This is a genomic window from Lutibacter aestuarii (assembly GCF_042676885.1).
Taxonomy (GTDB): domain Bacteria; phylum Bacteroidota; class Bacteroidia; order Flavobacteriales; family Flavobacteriaceae; genus Lutibacter; species Lutibacter aestuarii.
Genome location: NZ_JBHTIC010000005.1, coordinates 37,602 through 51,891, shown reverse-complemented (window position 1 = coordinate 51,891; position 14,290 = coordinate 37,602). Strand labels below are relative to the sequence as shown.

The window sequence follows — 14,290 nt, the reverse complement described above, 5'->3', positions numbered from 1 at the left end:
CTCTAGTATGCTATTTTTTTAATAAATCATTCAGTGCATTTTCTAAAGAAGGAAAACTAAATTTAAATCCTATATCTGTTATTTTTTGAGAGGAAACTCTACTTCCTTCTAAAATAATAACAGCCATTTTTCCTAAAATTATTTTTAAAAATAGCTTTGGTATATTTGGTAACCATAATGGTTTTTGAAAAATTAAAGCAATTTGTTTGGTTAAGTTTTGATGCGTAGTATGTTCAGGAGTAACTGCGTTATAAATTCCTTGATATTTTTCGTTTTCAATAGCAGCTATATACATATTACATAAATCAGTAATATGAATCCAAGGAACGTATTGTTTGCCATTTCCTAGTATAGCACCAAAACCCATTTTAATTGGTTTAACAATTTTTTCTAGAGCTCCTTTTTTTTTGCTTAAAACAATTCCTGTTCTAAAAATTACAGTTCTAATGTTGAGAGAATTAAAATGTAAAGAAGATTCTTCCCAAAGAGAACAAGTTTTACTTAAAAAATCATTTCCAGCGACGTCATTTTCAGTATAAATATTAGTTGAAGTGGTTGCACCATAAAACCCCACACCAGATGCTGCAATAAAACCTTTTAGGTTTGGATTTAACTCTTTAACTTTTTGAAATAATAAATGAGTTGAAAAAACTCGACTATTAATGATAATTTCTTTTCTTTTCTTCGTCCATCGTTTGTCTGCGATACCTGCACCAGCTAAATGAACAATATAATCAGCATTTTTAATTGCTTCCTCATCTATATATTTTTCTTCAATATTCCACTGAAATATGTTTTCTTTGTTAGAATTATTTCTGCTTAAAATGGATACATGATGTCCTTTTTTCTTTAATAAAGTTATGAGGTGTTTTCCAATTAATCCAGTTCCACCTGTTACCAATATTGAGGCCATAAAAAATTCGGTTATTTTGTAGTTGAATATATTACAAAATAACCGAATTCAAAAAAAAATTGAACAACTAAAAACTAATTTATGAAAAAACTTGTTTTTCAACTTTAAATGGGGTGATCTTATTCATTCCTGTCGATATAGCCTCTGTATTTAAAGGAATTAAGTGATGGTAGCGTTCAGATAATGATTTTTTTAAACCTTCAATTACATTTTCTAATTGAACAATAGGTTTTACTTTTAAAAATCCACCTAAAATTACCATGTTGAATATTTTTTTATTTCCCATTTCGGCAGCTAACTTGGTACCTTCAATTTGGTAAATATTAATGTCTGTTCTGGTTGGATGATGAGAAATTCCATTAGGGTCGTAAATTAAAACTCCACCAGGTTTTACACTCTCTTCAAATTTATCCATAGATTGTTGGTTTAAAATAATAGCCGTATCAAAAATCTTTAAATATGGAGAGCTAATTCTATCGTCACTTAATATCACTGTAACGTTTGCAGTTCCTCCACGCATTTCTGGTCCATATGATGGCATCCAGCTAACTTCTTGATTTTGCATTATGCCAGAGTATGCTAAAATTTTTCCCATAGAAAGGACTCCTTGCCCTCCAAAACCTGCTATAATAATTTCTTCTGTCATAATTTGTTATTTTAATTTTCCATTAACTTTAATATCTCCTAATGGGAAGTAAGGGAACATATTTTCTTCCATCCAAATATTAGATTCATTTGGAGTCATTTTCCATCCTGAATTACAATTTGAAACTATTTCAATAAAAGATAGTCCTTTTTTTAATCTAGTATTTTCAAAAGCATTTTTAATAGCTTTTTTAGCTTTACGTGCGTGTTTGTGAGTATGAACTGATTGGCGAGTAACATAATATACACCAGGCAAATTAGCAACTAATTCAGTCATTTTTAAAGGAGATCCCATAGAGGCAATTTCTCTACCATAAGGAGAAGTTGATGATTTCATGCCTTCTAATGTAGTTGGAGCCATTTGTCCTCCAGTCATTCCATAAATACCATTATTTACAAAAATGATTACTATATTTTCGCCTCTATTACACGCATGAATAGTTTCTGCGGTACCAATAGCTGCTAAATCTCCATCACCTTGGTATGTAAAAACATACTTTTCTGGCCAAGTTCTAGCAATAGCTGTGGCTACAGCTGGTGCTCTTCCGTGAGCGGCTTGTGTCATGTCAATATTCATAAAATCATAAGCCAAAACAGAACAACCAACAGGTGCAACACCAATAGTATCTTCAGAAATTCCCATTTCATCAATAACTTCCATGGTTAAATTATGAGCGGTTCCATGACCACATCCTGGACAATACGAAAGGGTAGTGTCCGTCATTAATTTTGTTTTACAGAATACTTGATTCTCTGGTTTTACTATATCTAATACGTTCATGGTTTATAATTTTTTGTTCTAAGGCTTCTAAAATTTCTTCTGGTGTATGGATAATACCGCCAGTTCTTCCAAAGTGTTCAACAGGTACTTTATGTTCTACTGAAAGTTTAACATCTTCCACCATTTGCCCTGCATTTAGTTCTACACTTAAAATTCCTTTTACTTGGTCAGCTAATTTAAATAGTTCTTGTTTTGGGTATGGAAATAAAGTAATTGGTCTAAGTAAACCAGCTTTTATTCCTTTTTCTCTTGCTAATTCAACTGCTTTTTGTGCAATACGTGCACTTGATCCATAAGCGACAATTAAGTATTCTGCATCATCACAGTTGATTTTTTCAAATCGAAGATCTTCTTTTTCCATTTGTTCATATTTTTTCATTAACCTATGAACTCTAGCTTCCATTTTTTCAGATTGAAGATCAAGAGATGTAATAATATTTCGTTCTCTGTTAGTTTTACCAGTTACCGCCCAGCTATCATGTCTTTTGATTAACTCTTCGTTGCTAATTCTTTCTTTTTGGTCTTTTAACTGAACTTTTTCCATCATTTGGCCAATTAACCCATCTGAAAGAATTAATACAGGAGCTCTATATTTAAATGCTATATCAAAAGCATCTTCTATAAAATCTGACATTTCTTGAACAGATGCAGGAGCTAAAACATAAAGCTTATAATCTCCATGACCACCACCTTTTACAGATTGAAAATAGTCTGCTTGTGAGGGTTGAATGGTTCCTAAGCCAGGCCCACCTCTAACAACATTTACAATAACTGCTGGTAATTCAGCTCCAGCTAAGTAGGAGATTCCTTCTAATTTTAGTGAAATACCTGGGCTTGATGATGAGGTCATTACTTTTTTTCCAGTACTTGCAGCACCATATACCATATTTATTGCAGCAATTTCACTTTCTGCTTGTAACACAACCATTCCTGTTCTTTCTTCAGGACGTTCCGTCATTAAATACTCAATTACTTCTGATTGTGGTGTAATAGGATAACCGAAGTAAGCATCAACACCTGCTCTAATAGCAGCCTCAGCTAACGCTTCGTTTCCTTTCATTAATTTTAATTCTGACATTTTAATAGATTTATTAAATTATGCTGAAACTTTTACTCTATACACTGAAATAGCTCTATCAGGGCATACTATACCACAGTTTGTACATCCAGTACAAGCTTCTGGGTTTTTCATATATGCGTAATGATAGCCTTTTCTGTTAACGTCTGTAGTCATTCCAATAACGTCTTCAGGACAAACAGGGACGCAAACTTCACAGCCCTTGCATGCTTGAGTGTCAACTACAATTGCACCTTTAACTTTTGCCATTTTAATAATTTTATTAGTGATTAGTAACTTCTTATTTAGGTATTCTCAAAGATATAGCTATTTTATTGTATAAAGTATGATAAATGTCAATCTGTGATAATTGTCATCTTTTTTTGAAAATTATTTTGTATTAATTTCAATGTTTTTTCAATAAAAAAAGCACCTACAAGGTGCTTTTTAAAATTTTAAGTTTTTATGTAACAATTATTACATTAATAAAGTTTGTTATATTTTGAAGGGTTAGCTTCGTGCATTATTTGGTAAATAGCTTCAAAAATATCTTCAGCATTTGGTTTAGAAAAATAATCCCCATCTGTACCATACGCTGCTCTGTGTTCTTTAGCGCTTAAAGTTACTGGCTTGCTATCTAAATATTTATACGCATCTTGTTTTTCTAAAATTTCGTTAAGTAAATAGGCTGAAGCTCCACCAGGAACATCTTCATCAATAATTATAATTCTATTGGTTTTTTGGATGCTTTTTACAACCTCTTGTTTAATGTCAAAAGGTAGTAAACTTTGTGCATCAATTATTTCGATATCAATATCAACCTGATTTAATTTACTTACTACATCTTCCACAATTTTTAAAGTTGAACCATAAGAAAGTACGGTAATATCTTTTCCTTCTTTAATGGTTTCAACAATGCCGATAGGAGTTTTAAACTCTCCAAAGTTGTTTGGTAATTTTTCTTTTAAACGGTATCCATTTAGGTTTTCAACAATAAGAGCAGGTTCGTCACATTCTAATAAGGTGTTGTAAAAACCAGCAGCTTTAGTCATATTTCTTGGAACTAAAATATTCATTCCTCTTAATAAATGTACAATAGCGCCCATTGGAGATCCAGAGTGCCAAATACCTTCTAGTCTATGCCCTCTAGTTCTAACAATTAAAGGAGCTTTTTGTTTACCTGCTGTTCTATAGTGTAGGGTAGCCAAATCATCACTCATAATTTGTAAGCCATAAAGTAGATAATCTAAATATTGAATTTCGGCAATTGGTCGAAGACCTCTCATTGCCATTCCAATTCCTTGTCCAATAATTGTAGCTTCTCTAATTCCAGTGTCTGAAACTCTTAATTTTCCATATTTTTCTTGAAGTCCAACCAAACCTTGATTTACATCACCAATATTACCTGAATCTTCACCAAAAATAAACACATCATTATATTTAGAAAAAATACAATCAAAATTATCTTTTATAATAATTCTTCCATCAACTAATTCAGGGTTCTCATTATAAGTAGGTAATACTTCTTTTACATGAAATACATTTTTATCGGTAGTGCTATTTAAATGAGAACTAAATCTTGGTTGCTCTGTTTCAAAATAATTAGTAATCCAGTTTTGCAGTTGTTTTTTTTCAGAAGAGCTTTCATTTCTAACGTAAATAATAGCATTTCTTGCCGTTGATAAAAGATCTTTTCTTGAAGGATCACTGATAGCAGTTAAGTCGTTTTTAAGTTTTGAAATAAAGGATTTATTATTACTTTTTGAGGCTAGATTTTCTAATAGTTGGGCTAAAATACTTCGTTGTTGTTTTATTGGGTTTAAGAAGTTATTCCACGCTTCTCTTTTAGCTTGATTAACTTCTTTTTTTGCATCTTTTTCAATTCGAATTAAAGCTTCCTCAGAATCTACAAATTTTAATACGTTATCATTTTCATCAGTAAGTTCAAATTCAATAATCCAGTCACGCATTTTAGAAATACAATCATGTTGTTTTTCCCAAATCAATCGTTCTTTAGATTTATAACGTTCATGTGACCCAGAGGTGGAATGTCCTTGTGGTTGTGTTAAATCTTTTACATGAATTAATACTGGAACGTGTTCTTCACGAGCAATTTTAGATGCTTTTGAATAAACCTCTACTAATTGTGGATACTCCCAGCCTTTCACTACAATAATTTCATATCCATCAGTATTTTCATCTCTTTGAAACCCTTTTAAGATTTCAGAGATACTTTCTTTGGTGGTTTGAAATTTTGCAGGCACAGAAATTCCATAATCGTCATCCCAAACACTAATAATCATAGGAACTTGTAAAACACCTGCTGCATTAATGGTTTCAAAAAACACACCTTCAGAAGTACTTGCATTACCAATAGTTCCCCAAGAAACTTCATTTCCATTATTGGAAAATTTTGAATTTTTTAATTCAGGAAGGTTACGGAACATTTTTGAAGCCTGAGCAATTCCTAACATTCTAGGCATTTGACCTGCTGTTGGTGAAATATCACTACTCGAATTGTATTGTTCTGTTAAATTTTTAAATTGTCCTTGTTCATCTAAGCTATGAGTTGCAAAATGTCCTCCCATTTGGCGTCCACCCGACATAGGATCTTCATTAATACTTGGATTTGCATATAACCCTGCAAAAAATTGTTGAGGTGTTAATTCGCCAATAGCCATCATAAATGTTTGATCTCTGTAATATCCCGATCTAAAATCACCTTTTTTAAAAGCTTTTGCCATAGCTAATTGAGGAACTTCTTTACCATCACCAAAAATCCCAAATTTTGCCTTTCCAGTTAAAACTTCTCTACGTCCTAAATAACTACATTCTCTGCTTATTACTGCTATTTTGTAGTCTTGAAGTACTTCTTTTTTAAATTCTGAAAAAGATAATTGTTGATGGCTTGTAGATGAAGATTTTACAGTCATATATTATGATTTTTTTAGTTTTGCAAAGTTAATGATTTTAAATGATATTTAAAAATAACTTCAATCAGTTGAAATATCTTAAAAAATATTGAGAATATATCATAAAAATTAAGATATGTTTAATGACTTTTAAAAAAATAAAAGATTATTTTAAAAGTTAGTAGAAACCTCTTCTAATAAAATTGTATATTTTTTTAGGTTTAATTACTAAAACAAATCTAATTTTAGAGCTATAGCTAGGGTCGGTAATTTCCCACCCTAAATTGGAATAGAAAGGAAAATAAACTTCTAAAATATCGGGTACAAAATTAAGACGTATTCCATTCTCATAAGCAAAATAAGCACTTTTCCCTTTGTTTTTTACAAAACCTATATCGTTATAAACCTCAAGCCATCTCCATAATCCTACGCTAGTGTTTATAGTGCTTAACCATTGGTTTGCATATGCAACTGGGAGTTTAGATTTAAATCCTCCTTCATTAATAATTATTTGCTGACTAAGAATACCTGTGGTTTCAGATCTACCTAAATAATCGTATTGAAATAAATAATCTGTTGGTCTATCTAAAGCAAAATCAAAAAAGTTAGTTTCTGTTTTATTTGTTAAAAATGCGCCAGCAAAAAATCTGAAATCAAACTGTCTATTAGCATCCGTCAAGACTCTGTATTGACCTGTAAGTGATACTTTGCTAAATTTATTAGCTACTTGCATATTTGTTGAAAAGCGAACATCATTTATAATACCTGGTTTGGAATATCCAAAACCAAAATTAAATACATTGTATTTATTGGTTTCGGGATGTTGATCTAAAGTAGGTGTTTTTTCCCTGTCTATAACTGTATATGAAGCTCCTAAAACTTTGCTTTCAACATCTCTTAAATTTTTTCTTTTAAACTCTAATAATGCATAGTTTGTTAAAGTATTATAGGTTAAATTTTCAGCGTAGTGATAGCTAACTCCAGTTATACCTGCAGAAAATTTTTCAATTTTTTTATTTTCTGGCAAGTATTCATATTGAAAAGCAAAGGAGCCTGAAAATGAATTACTTTTGGTACTATATGAAGGGGTTACTTTGTAATTAAAACTTTTTCGTAAAAGTGTTTTATTAGATATGGCAAGCCCTAATACTAATCCGTCATAATAATTATACCTTGCAACTGGGGTGTAAAAAAACTGATTATAATAAGGGTTTTCAATATCTTTTAAAAATTTTAATTGAAGAGGTCTGTTAAATATTTTTTTGTCAATATTTTTCCAGTTATTTCTTAAATTATATTCAGGTAAAAGTGATTCATAATTTAATGAAATACGATTAAAACCATCTTTTGGAATGGTTATTTTTTTTATTGAGTCAATATCAATTAACCATTTTTTATACTTTATTTCATCATCTTTAATCCCATAAAGCTGAATAGGTGTGGTAAAATTTCGTTTGTTAAAAATAGTAATTTCAAGCGAATCGTTTTTCTCTTTCACTTTTTGAATAGTATAGTCAACTTTTTTATTGGTTTTTATATAATCATTTTTAAACCAGTCAATATTTTTTTCGGTATTAATTTCGTTAAAAAACAATAGACTTGTTGTCATTTTTCCAGTATATTTTTTGGAGTAATTTTTTATGGCATTTGTAATTATTGAATCTCCAACAAAATTTTCTAAATATTGTAAGCCTAGTCCAGCTTTATATTTATTTACTATTTTTCTGTTAAAGTTTGATAATGAATCTGCTTGAGTTGTTAATGCTTGATCTAAGTTTTTTCGAGCAGCAAATTGATAAACAAAAGGGTATTTTTGATTAAATGAAATTTTAGCTAAGTTAAAATTTCTTATGCCCCAAATTTTAGAAACAGTTCCTATAGCTTTTATTTCTGGGTAATATTTTTCAACATATTTGAGCATTAAATAAGTTTGTAGTCCATCAGCTAACCAGGCATCTTCTCTCATGTTAAATAAAAAAAGTTGATCAATGTATTTTTTAGATATTACTTTGAAGAGTTTGATGTCCCACTCAAAATTATCTGCATAAGGAGCTAAAAAGGAAGGTAATTGGTTAAATCCATACACAGGGTTTTTATCGTATTCAATTTTATTGACAAGCAATTTTTGATGCGGAAACTTACCTAAATAAGATTCGATAAAAGCGAGTTCTCTATTTAATATATCTGTTTGAACAGTATTGTTTAATTTTTCAGAATTTAAATTTGTAATAATTGAAACAGGACTGGTATTGAACTGAATGAAGTCATTTTGAGAACTGATATTTAATTCCACATCTAACTTGTGTTTTCCAGTTAATTTATAAACATTAATATTTTTTTTAACGCTTAGTGTGGTTTCTAAATCAGTATTAACTACAAAATCAAAAGGAGTTAATAAATCAATTTCGTAATTGGAATAATCAATATACAAATCATCCATATCCAAATTACTGTAAGTTTTCCATCCATTGTTATAAATTGCAGGTGCTAAATACCAGTAGCGCAAATTATAAGTATATATATCTACACCATAATTTGTAAATTTATCTTTGGGTATTTTTACCGTGTAAGTTGCGTTAATTTTTACCGATCCGTTTAAATGAAGAGGTTCTTTTAAGCTAATTTTAATAATATCAGGTTGATTTTCTGATGTTTCCCAATTGCTCAATTCATAATCAACAGAAATACTTTTAATATTGGTATGCCCTCGATGTTTTTCATTAGCGAAATGAAATGATTTAGAATAGTTTTCAATAAATCGTTTTGCTAAGGGTGTATTTTTATCTTTATAAGCATTTGGCCAATTATGAAGATATATTTCATTTAAAATTTCACCAGAGTTATTGTAATACGTTATGCTTTGTTGAATTCTAAGTTCTTTATCATAAGGGTTGAAAATGGCATTTATTTTTATAGTATTAGTTTGAGAATACAAAGTATTCAAACAAACCAAACATAAAATTAAAAATAATTGCTTTTTCAAAAGAGGGAGGTTTTTAAAAGTTAGGACTTAAACTATATTTTTTATAGAATGTATCAATAACTTCTAATACTTCTTCTTCAGTATCTACAAGTGAAATTAAATCTAAATCTTTAGGGCTAATATTCCCTTCATCAATTAAAGTGTTTTTTATCCAATCAAATAAACCAGCCCAAAACTTTCTTCCAACTAAAATTATTGGAAATTTTCCTATTTTTTTGGTTTGAATAAGTGTGATTGCCTCAAATAATTCGTCCATAGTTCCAAAGCCGCCAGGCATAACTACAAACCCTTGTGAGTATTTTACAAACATTACTTTTCTAACAAAAAAGTAATCAAAATCTAAACTTTTATCAGCATCAATATAGGGGTTGTCATGTTGTTCAAAAGGGAGTTCAATATTTAATCCAACAGAGGTTCCTTTTCCTCTGTTTGCCCCTCTGTTACCAGCTTCCATAATTCCAGGCCCTCCACCAGTAACTACTCCATAACCGTGCTTTGTTAATTTGTAAGCTATATTTTCTGCTAGTTTATAATAATGATGATCTTGTTTGGTTCTTGCTGAACCAAAAATACTTACACAAGGTCCAATTTTACTTAAACGTTCAAAACCTTCAACAAATTCTGCCATAATTTTAAAAATAGCCCAAGAATCGTTGGTTTTAATTTCATTCCAAGTTTTTTGTTTAAATTTTTCTCGTATTTTTCTATCTTCGTTAGGAGTCATATTCTCTTAATTTTCTTTATAAATAAAATGATTTTTGGAATTATAAAAAAGTATTGGCGACTAATTTAATTCTTTTTTTAAGAATTTGGCGGTATAACTAAATTTATTCAAACTAACTTCTTCTGGTGTTCCAAAACAAATTAACTCGCCACCTTTTTTTCCACCTTCCATTCCAATGTCAATAATATGGTCGGCAAGTTTTATCACATCTAAATTATGCTCAATTACTAAAATGGTATTTCCTTTATTTGCTAATTTATTTAAAACTTCCATTAATACTCTAATGTCTTCAAAATGCAGGCCAGTAGTTGGTTCATCAAGGATGTAAAAAGTATTTCCAGTATCTCTTTTAGATAATTCTGCAGCTAATTTTATACGTTGAGCTTCTCCACCAGAAAGGGTAGTTGATTGCTGTCCTAAAGTTATATAACCTAAACCAACGTTGTTTATTGTTTTTAGTTTTCTGTAAATTTTAGGGATGTGTTGGAAAAAATCAACAGCTTCTTCAATAGTCATGTTTAAAACGTCTGAAATTGATTTTCCTTTGTAGCGAATTTCAAGGGTTTCTCTATTAAATCTTTTTCCTTGACAGGTTTCACATTCTACATGAACATCAGGTAAAAAATTCATTTCAATAACTCTTACGCCTCCACCTTGACATGTTTCACACCTTCCTCCTTTAACATTGAATGAAAACCTTCCAGGCTTATAACCTCTTATGGTAGCCTCATTAGTTTTTGCATATAAATTTCGTATTTCGCTAAAAACTCCTGTATAAGTTGCTGGATTTGATCGAGGTGTTCTACCAATAGGAGATTGGTCTATATCAATTACTTTATCAACATGCTCCAAACCTTTGATTGATTGGTAAGGCATTGGTTTTTTTACACCTCTATAAATATGATGGTTTAAGATAGGGTATAAGGTTTCATTAATTAAAGTAGATTTTCCACTTCCTGAAACCCCCGTAACACAAATAAGTTTTCCTAAAGGAAATTCTACGGTAATATTTTTTAAATTATTGCCTGTAGCCCCGCTAAGTTTAATTGTTTTCCCATTTCCTTTTCTTCTTTTTTTAGGGATTTCAATTTTTTTGCTTCCATTCAAATAATCTGATGTAAGCGTGTGATGTGTTTTTAATTCTTCAAAACTTCCTTCGCTAACAATTTCACCTCCGTGTTTTCCAGCTCCTGGACCAATATCAAGTACAAAATCAGCATGTTCAATCATATCTTTATCGTGTTCAACAACAATAACAGAGTTTCCAACATCTCTAAGATTTAATAGCGATTTTATTAATTTTTCATTATCTCTTTGATGTAAACCAATACTAGGCTCATCTAAAATATAAAGTACTCCTACTAATTGAGAGCCTATTTGAGTGGCTAATCTAATTCGTTGAGCTTCTCCTCCAGAAAGCGATTTTGAACTTCTGTCCAACGTTAAATAATCTAAACCAACATCCAATAAAAATTGAATTCGTGTGCTAATTTCTTTAATAATTTCTGAAGCTATTTTAAGTTGTTTTTTAGATAGTTTTTCTTCAATTTTAGAAAACCAATTAGCGAGTTCTGTAATATCAAACTGAGCAAGTTCAGAAATATTTTTTTTATTGATTTTAAAATATAGAGCTTCTTTTTTTAAACGATTTCCATAACAAGTGTCGCAAACAACATCATCCATAAAATCATTCGCCCATCTTTTTATTGAAGTAGATTCGCTATTTGAATATTGATTTTGAATAAAATTTGTAATACCTTCAAAATCAATTTCATAAGTGCGAGTTATCCCCATAGTTTTTGAAGCAATTTCAAATTTTTCGTTTCCGCCATTTAAAATAATAGCCAAAGCTTCTTTAGGTATTTTTGAAATAGGATCTGTTAATTGAAATTTATAGCGTTCTGCAATTAAGTGTAATTGTTTAAAAATCCAACTATTTTTTTGTTCACCAAGAGGAGCAATTCCTCCTTTTTTAATTGAAATTTCAGGATTAGGAATTATTTTTTTAATATTAACTTTATGAATTCTACCTAATCCATTACAGGTTGTACAAGCTCCTTTAGGTGAATTAAAAGAAAATGAATTTGGTTCAGGGTTTGGGTAAGATATACCGGTATCTGGACACATTAATTCTCTACTAAAATATCGAGGCGTATTGGTGTTATGCTCCAAAACCATTAAAACATTTTCGCCAGAGTATAGGGCGGTGGTAATAGTTTCTTCCAGTCTTTTTAAGGAAGATGAATTTACTAATAATCGGTCTATTACAATTTCAATATCATGAGTTTTATAACGGTCAAGACGCATTCCTTTTTCAATTTCTTTTATCTCACCATCAACTCTCACACGTAAAAAACCTTGTTTGGCAATTTGTTCAAAAAGCTCTCTGTAATGACCTTTCCTAGATTTTATAATAGGAGCTAGAATTACAATTTTTTTACCATCAAACTCTTTTAAAATAAGTTCTTTTATCTGTTCATTGCTATAGCTTACCATTTTTTTATTGGTGTTGTAAGAATAGGCATCAGCTGCACGAGCGTATAACAATCTTAAGAAATCATATATTTCTGTTATGGTTCCAACTGTTGAACGTGGACTTTTATTGGTGGTTTTTTGCTCAATAGAAATCACTGGAGAAAGTCCATCAATTTTATCAACATCAGGTCGTTCTAAGCCTCCTAAAAATTGTCGAGCATATGCTGAAAATGTTTCAATATATCTTCGCTGTCCTTCTGCATAAATAGTATCAAAGGCTAATGAAGATTTTCCGCTACCACTTAAACCAGTAATAACAACTAGTTTTTCTCTAGGAATACGAACGTCAATATTTTTTAAATTATGAACTCTTGCTCCTAGAATTTCAATATACTCATCGTTTTTTTTCATAATTTTTTGGAAAGTTGCAAAGGTAGAAAAAATGAAGCTAAAATTTAGTTAACACTCATTTCTTATTTTGAAAATTAGTATATTGCGTTCAAATTTGTAGCCTTTGAAGTGGATTGATTCTATAAGACATTTTTTTGAAAAACATGGATTCGCAGTTTCTTCGAGATTTGCGGATAGATTGGGTATTAATGTTTCTTATGTGCGCTTGTTTTTTATTTATATTTCTTTTGTTACCCTTGGATTTTCTTTCGGAATTTATTTAACACTAGCGTTTTTATTACGCTTAAAAGATATGATTTATACTAAGCGAAAATCTGTTTTTGATTTGTAATATATGTTGAAAAAAACAAAACTATACATTTCAATATCATTGTTACTAATTGTAATGTCAATTGGGGTGTTAGGTTATATGTTAATTTCAAACGATACTTTTATCAACTCGTTGTATATGACCATAATTACAATGACAACGGTAGGTTTTGGTGAAGTACATCCTTTAAATAATACAGAAAAAATATTTACTATATTTTTAATTTTAATTAGTATTGTTGTTTATGGATATGCGGTTTCGGCTTTGACTGAATATTTAGCGAATGGAAAAATTCTTCAACGTTTAAAATATAAAAAAGTGCAACAAAAAATTGATAATTTAAAAAATCATACCGTTGTATGTGGTTATGGTAGAAATGGGAAGCAAGCAACCATAAAATTGAAAAATTTTAAAATGCCTTGCGTTGTTATTGAAAAAGATAAAGAACTTATAGAAGAGTTAGAACGTGATAATATATTATTTATTGAAGGTGATGCGACCGATGATGAAGCTTTACAGAAAGCTTCAATTCAAAACGCTAAAAGTTTAATAACAGCCTTGCCATCTGATGCTGATAATTTGTTTGTAGTTTTATCAGCAAGGCAATTAAACAAAGATTTAACCATAATAAGTAGAGCTTCAAACGAATCATCTTATAAAAAACTATTAATTGCAGGTGCAACAAATATTATTATGCCAGATAAAATTGGGGGCATGCATATGGCCTCTTTGGTGGTTACTCCAGATTTAGTTGAATTTGTGGATCGTTTAACACTTTTAGATGATGAGTCTGCTAATTTAGAAGAAATATCAATAAATGACTTGCCATCAAAATATTTGAATAAAACTATTTTAGATTTAGATTTAAGAAAAAAAACAGGTTGTAATGTAATAGGTTTTAAAACAGCTGATAATGAATATATTATAAATCCTGAAGCTGAAACTATATTAAAACAAAATTCTAACCTGATTGTTTTAGGCAGGCCAAATCAAATTCAGAAACTTCGTCAAATTTTATAATTTTCATGATTATTAGTTAATGATAACTTTACAAGTTTATTGTTAAAAATTTGTAGTAA

The 14,290-nt window shown here is 30.1% G+C and carries 11 protein-coding genes; 2 read left to right on the top strand and 9 right to left on the bottom strand.

Going from position 1 to position 14,290, the window contains the following annotated elements; genetic code table 11:
- Positions 1–10: 10 nt before the first annotated feature.
- The 9 genes from ACFQZW_RS02745 to uvrA all read right to left on the bottom strand — a co-directional run bounded on the left by ACFQZW_RS02745 (position 11) and on the right by uvrA (position 12,901).
- The gene (locus tag ACFQZW_RS02745) at positions 11–913 is read right to left on the bottom strand and encodes a TIGR01777 family oxidoreductase (RefSeq protein WP_386781432.1); all 903 of its coding nucleotides are present in this window, start codon (positions 911–913) and stop codon (positions 11–13) included.
- A 79-nt stretch (positions 914–992) separates the two neighbouring features.
- Positions 993–1,559 (bottom strand): 2-oxoacid:acceptor oxidoreductase family protein, encoded by a 567-nt coding sequence (locus ACFQZW_RS02740; RefSeq protein ID WP_298264521.1) that lies wholly within the window; start codon positions 1,557–1,559, stop codon positions 993–995.
- A gap of 6 nt (positions 1,560–1,565) precedes the next feature.
- Positions 1,566–2,339: a thiamine pyrophosphate-dependent enzyme gene (locus ACFQZW_RS02735; RefSeq protein WP_298264522.1), complete on the bottom strand. Its 774-nt coding sequence runs from the start codon at positions 2,337–2,339 to the stop codon at positions 1,566–1,568.
- Complete coding sequence (locus tag ACFQZW_RS02730; protein ID WP_298264523.1) at positions 2,293–3,417, bottom strand: 3-methyl-2-oxobutanoate dehydrogenase subunit VorB; 1,125 nt, start codon at positions 3,415–3,417, stop codon at positions 2,293–2,295. The genes ACFQZW_RS02735 and ACFQZW_RS02730 overlap by 47 nt, the downstream gene beginning before the upstream one ends.
- Before the next feature lie 18 nt (positions 3,418–3,435).
- Positions 3,436–3,666 carry a 4Fe-4S binding protein gene (locus ACFQZW_RS02725; RefSeq protein ID WP_298264524.1) on the bottom strand — a complete coding sequence of 77 codons (231 nt, stop codon included), beginning with the start codon at positions 3,664–3,666 and terminating at the stop codon, positions 3,436–3,438.
- Positions 3,667–3,878: 212 nt separating this feature from the next.
- Entirely contained in the window at positions 3,879–6,329 is a 2,451-nt protein-coding gene (locus tag ACFQZW_RS02720) for an alpha-ketoacid dehydrogenase subunit alpha/beta (RefSeq protein ID WP_386781431.1), read from the bottom strand.
- A 157-nt stretch (positions 6,330–6,486) separates the two neighbouring features.
- Positions 6,487–9,291: an aminopeptidase gene (locus tag ACFQZW_RS02715; RefSeq protein WP_372800488.1), complete on the bottom strand. Its 2,805-nt coding sequence runs from the start codon at positions 9,289–9,291 to the stop codon at positions 6,487–6,489.
- Positions 9,292–9,304: 13 nt separating this feature from the next.
- On the bottom strand, positions 9,305–10,015 hold the full coding sequence (locus tag ACFQZW_RS02710; RefSeq protein WP_298264529.1) for an LOG family protein: 711 nt from the start codon (positions 10,013–10,015) through the stop codon (positions 9,305–9,307).
- Between the two features lie 60 nt (positions 10,016–10,075).
- Positions 10,076–12,901, bottom strand: coding sequence for an excinuclease ABC subunit UvrA (uvrA, locus tag ACFQZW_RS02705; protein WP_372800486.1), 2,826 nt, complete (start codon positions 12,899–12,901; stop codon positions 10,076–10,078).
- A 103-nt stretch (positions 12,902–13,004) separates the two neighbouring features.
- On the opposite strand from uvrA, the gene ACFQZW_RS02700 reads away from it, so the two are divergent.
- Together ACFQZW_RS02700 and ACFQZW_RS02695 are read left to right on the top strand one after the other, a co-directional pair.
- Positions 13,005–13,232, top strand: coding sequence for a PspC domain-containing protein (locus ACFQZW_RS02700; protein WP_298264531.1), 228 nt, complete (start codon positions 13,005–13,007; stop codon positions 13,230–13,232).
- Positions 13,233–13,235: 3 nt separating this feature from the next.
- Positions 13,236–14,231: a potassium channel family protein gene (locus tag ACFQZW_RS02695; protein ID WP_298285503.1), complete on the top strand. Its 996-nt coding sequence runs from the start codon at positions 13,236–13,238 to the stop codon at positions 14,229–14,231.
- Positions 14,232–14,290 lie beyond the last annotated feature (59 nt).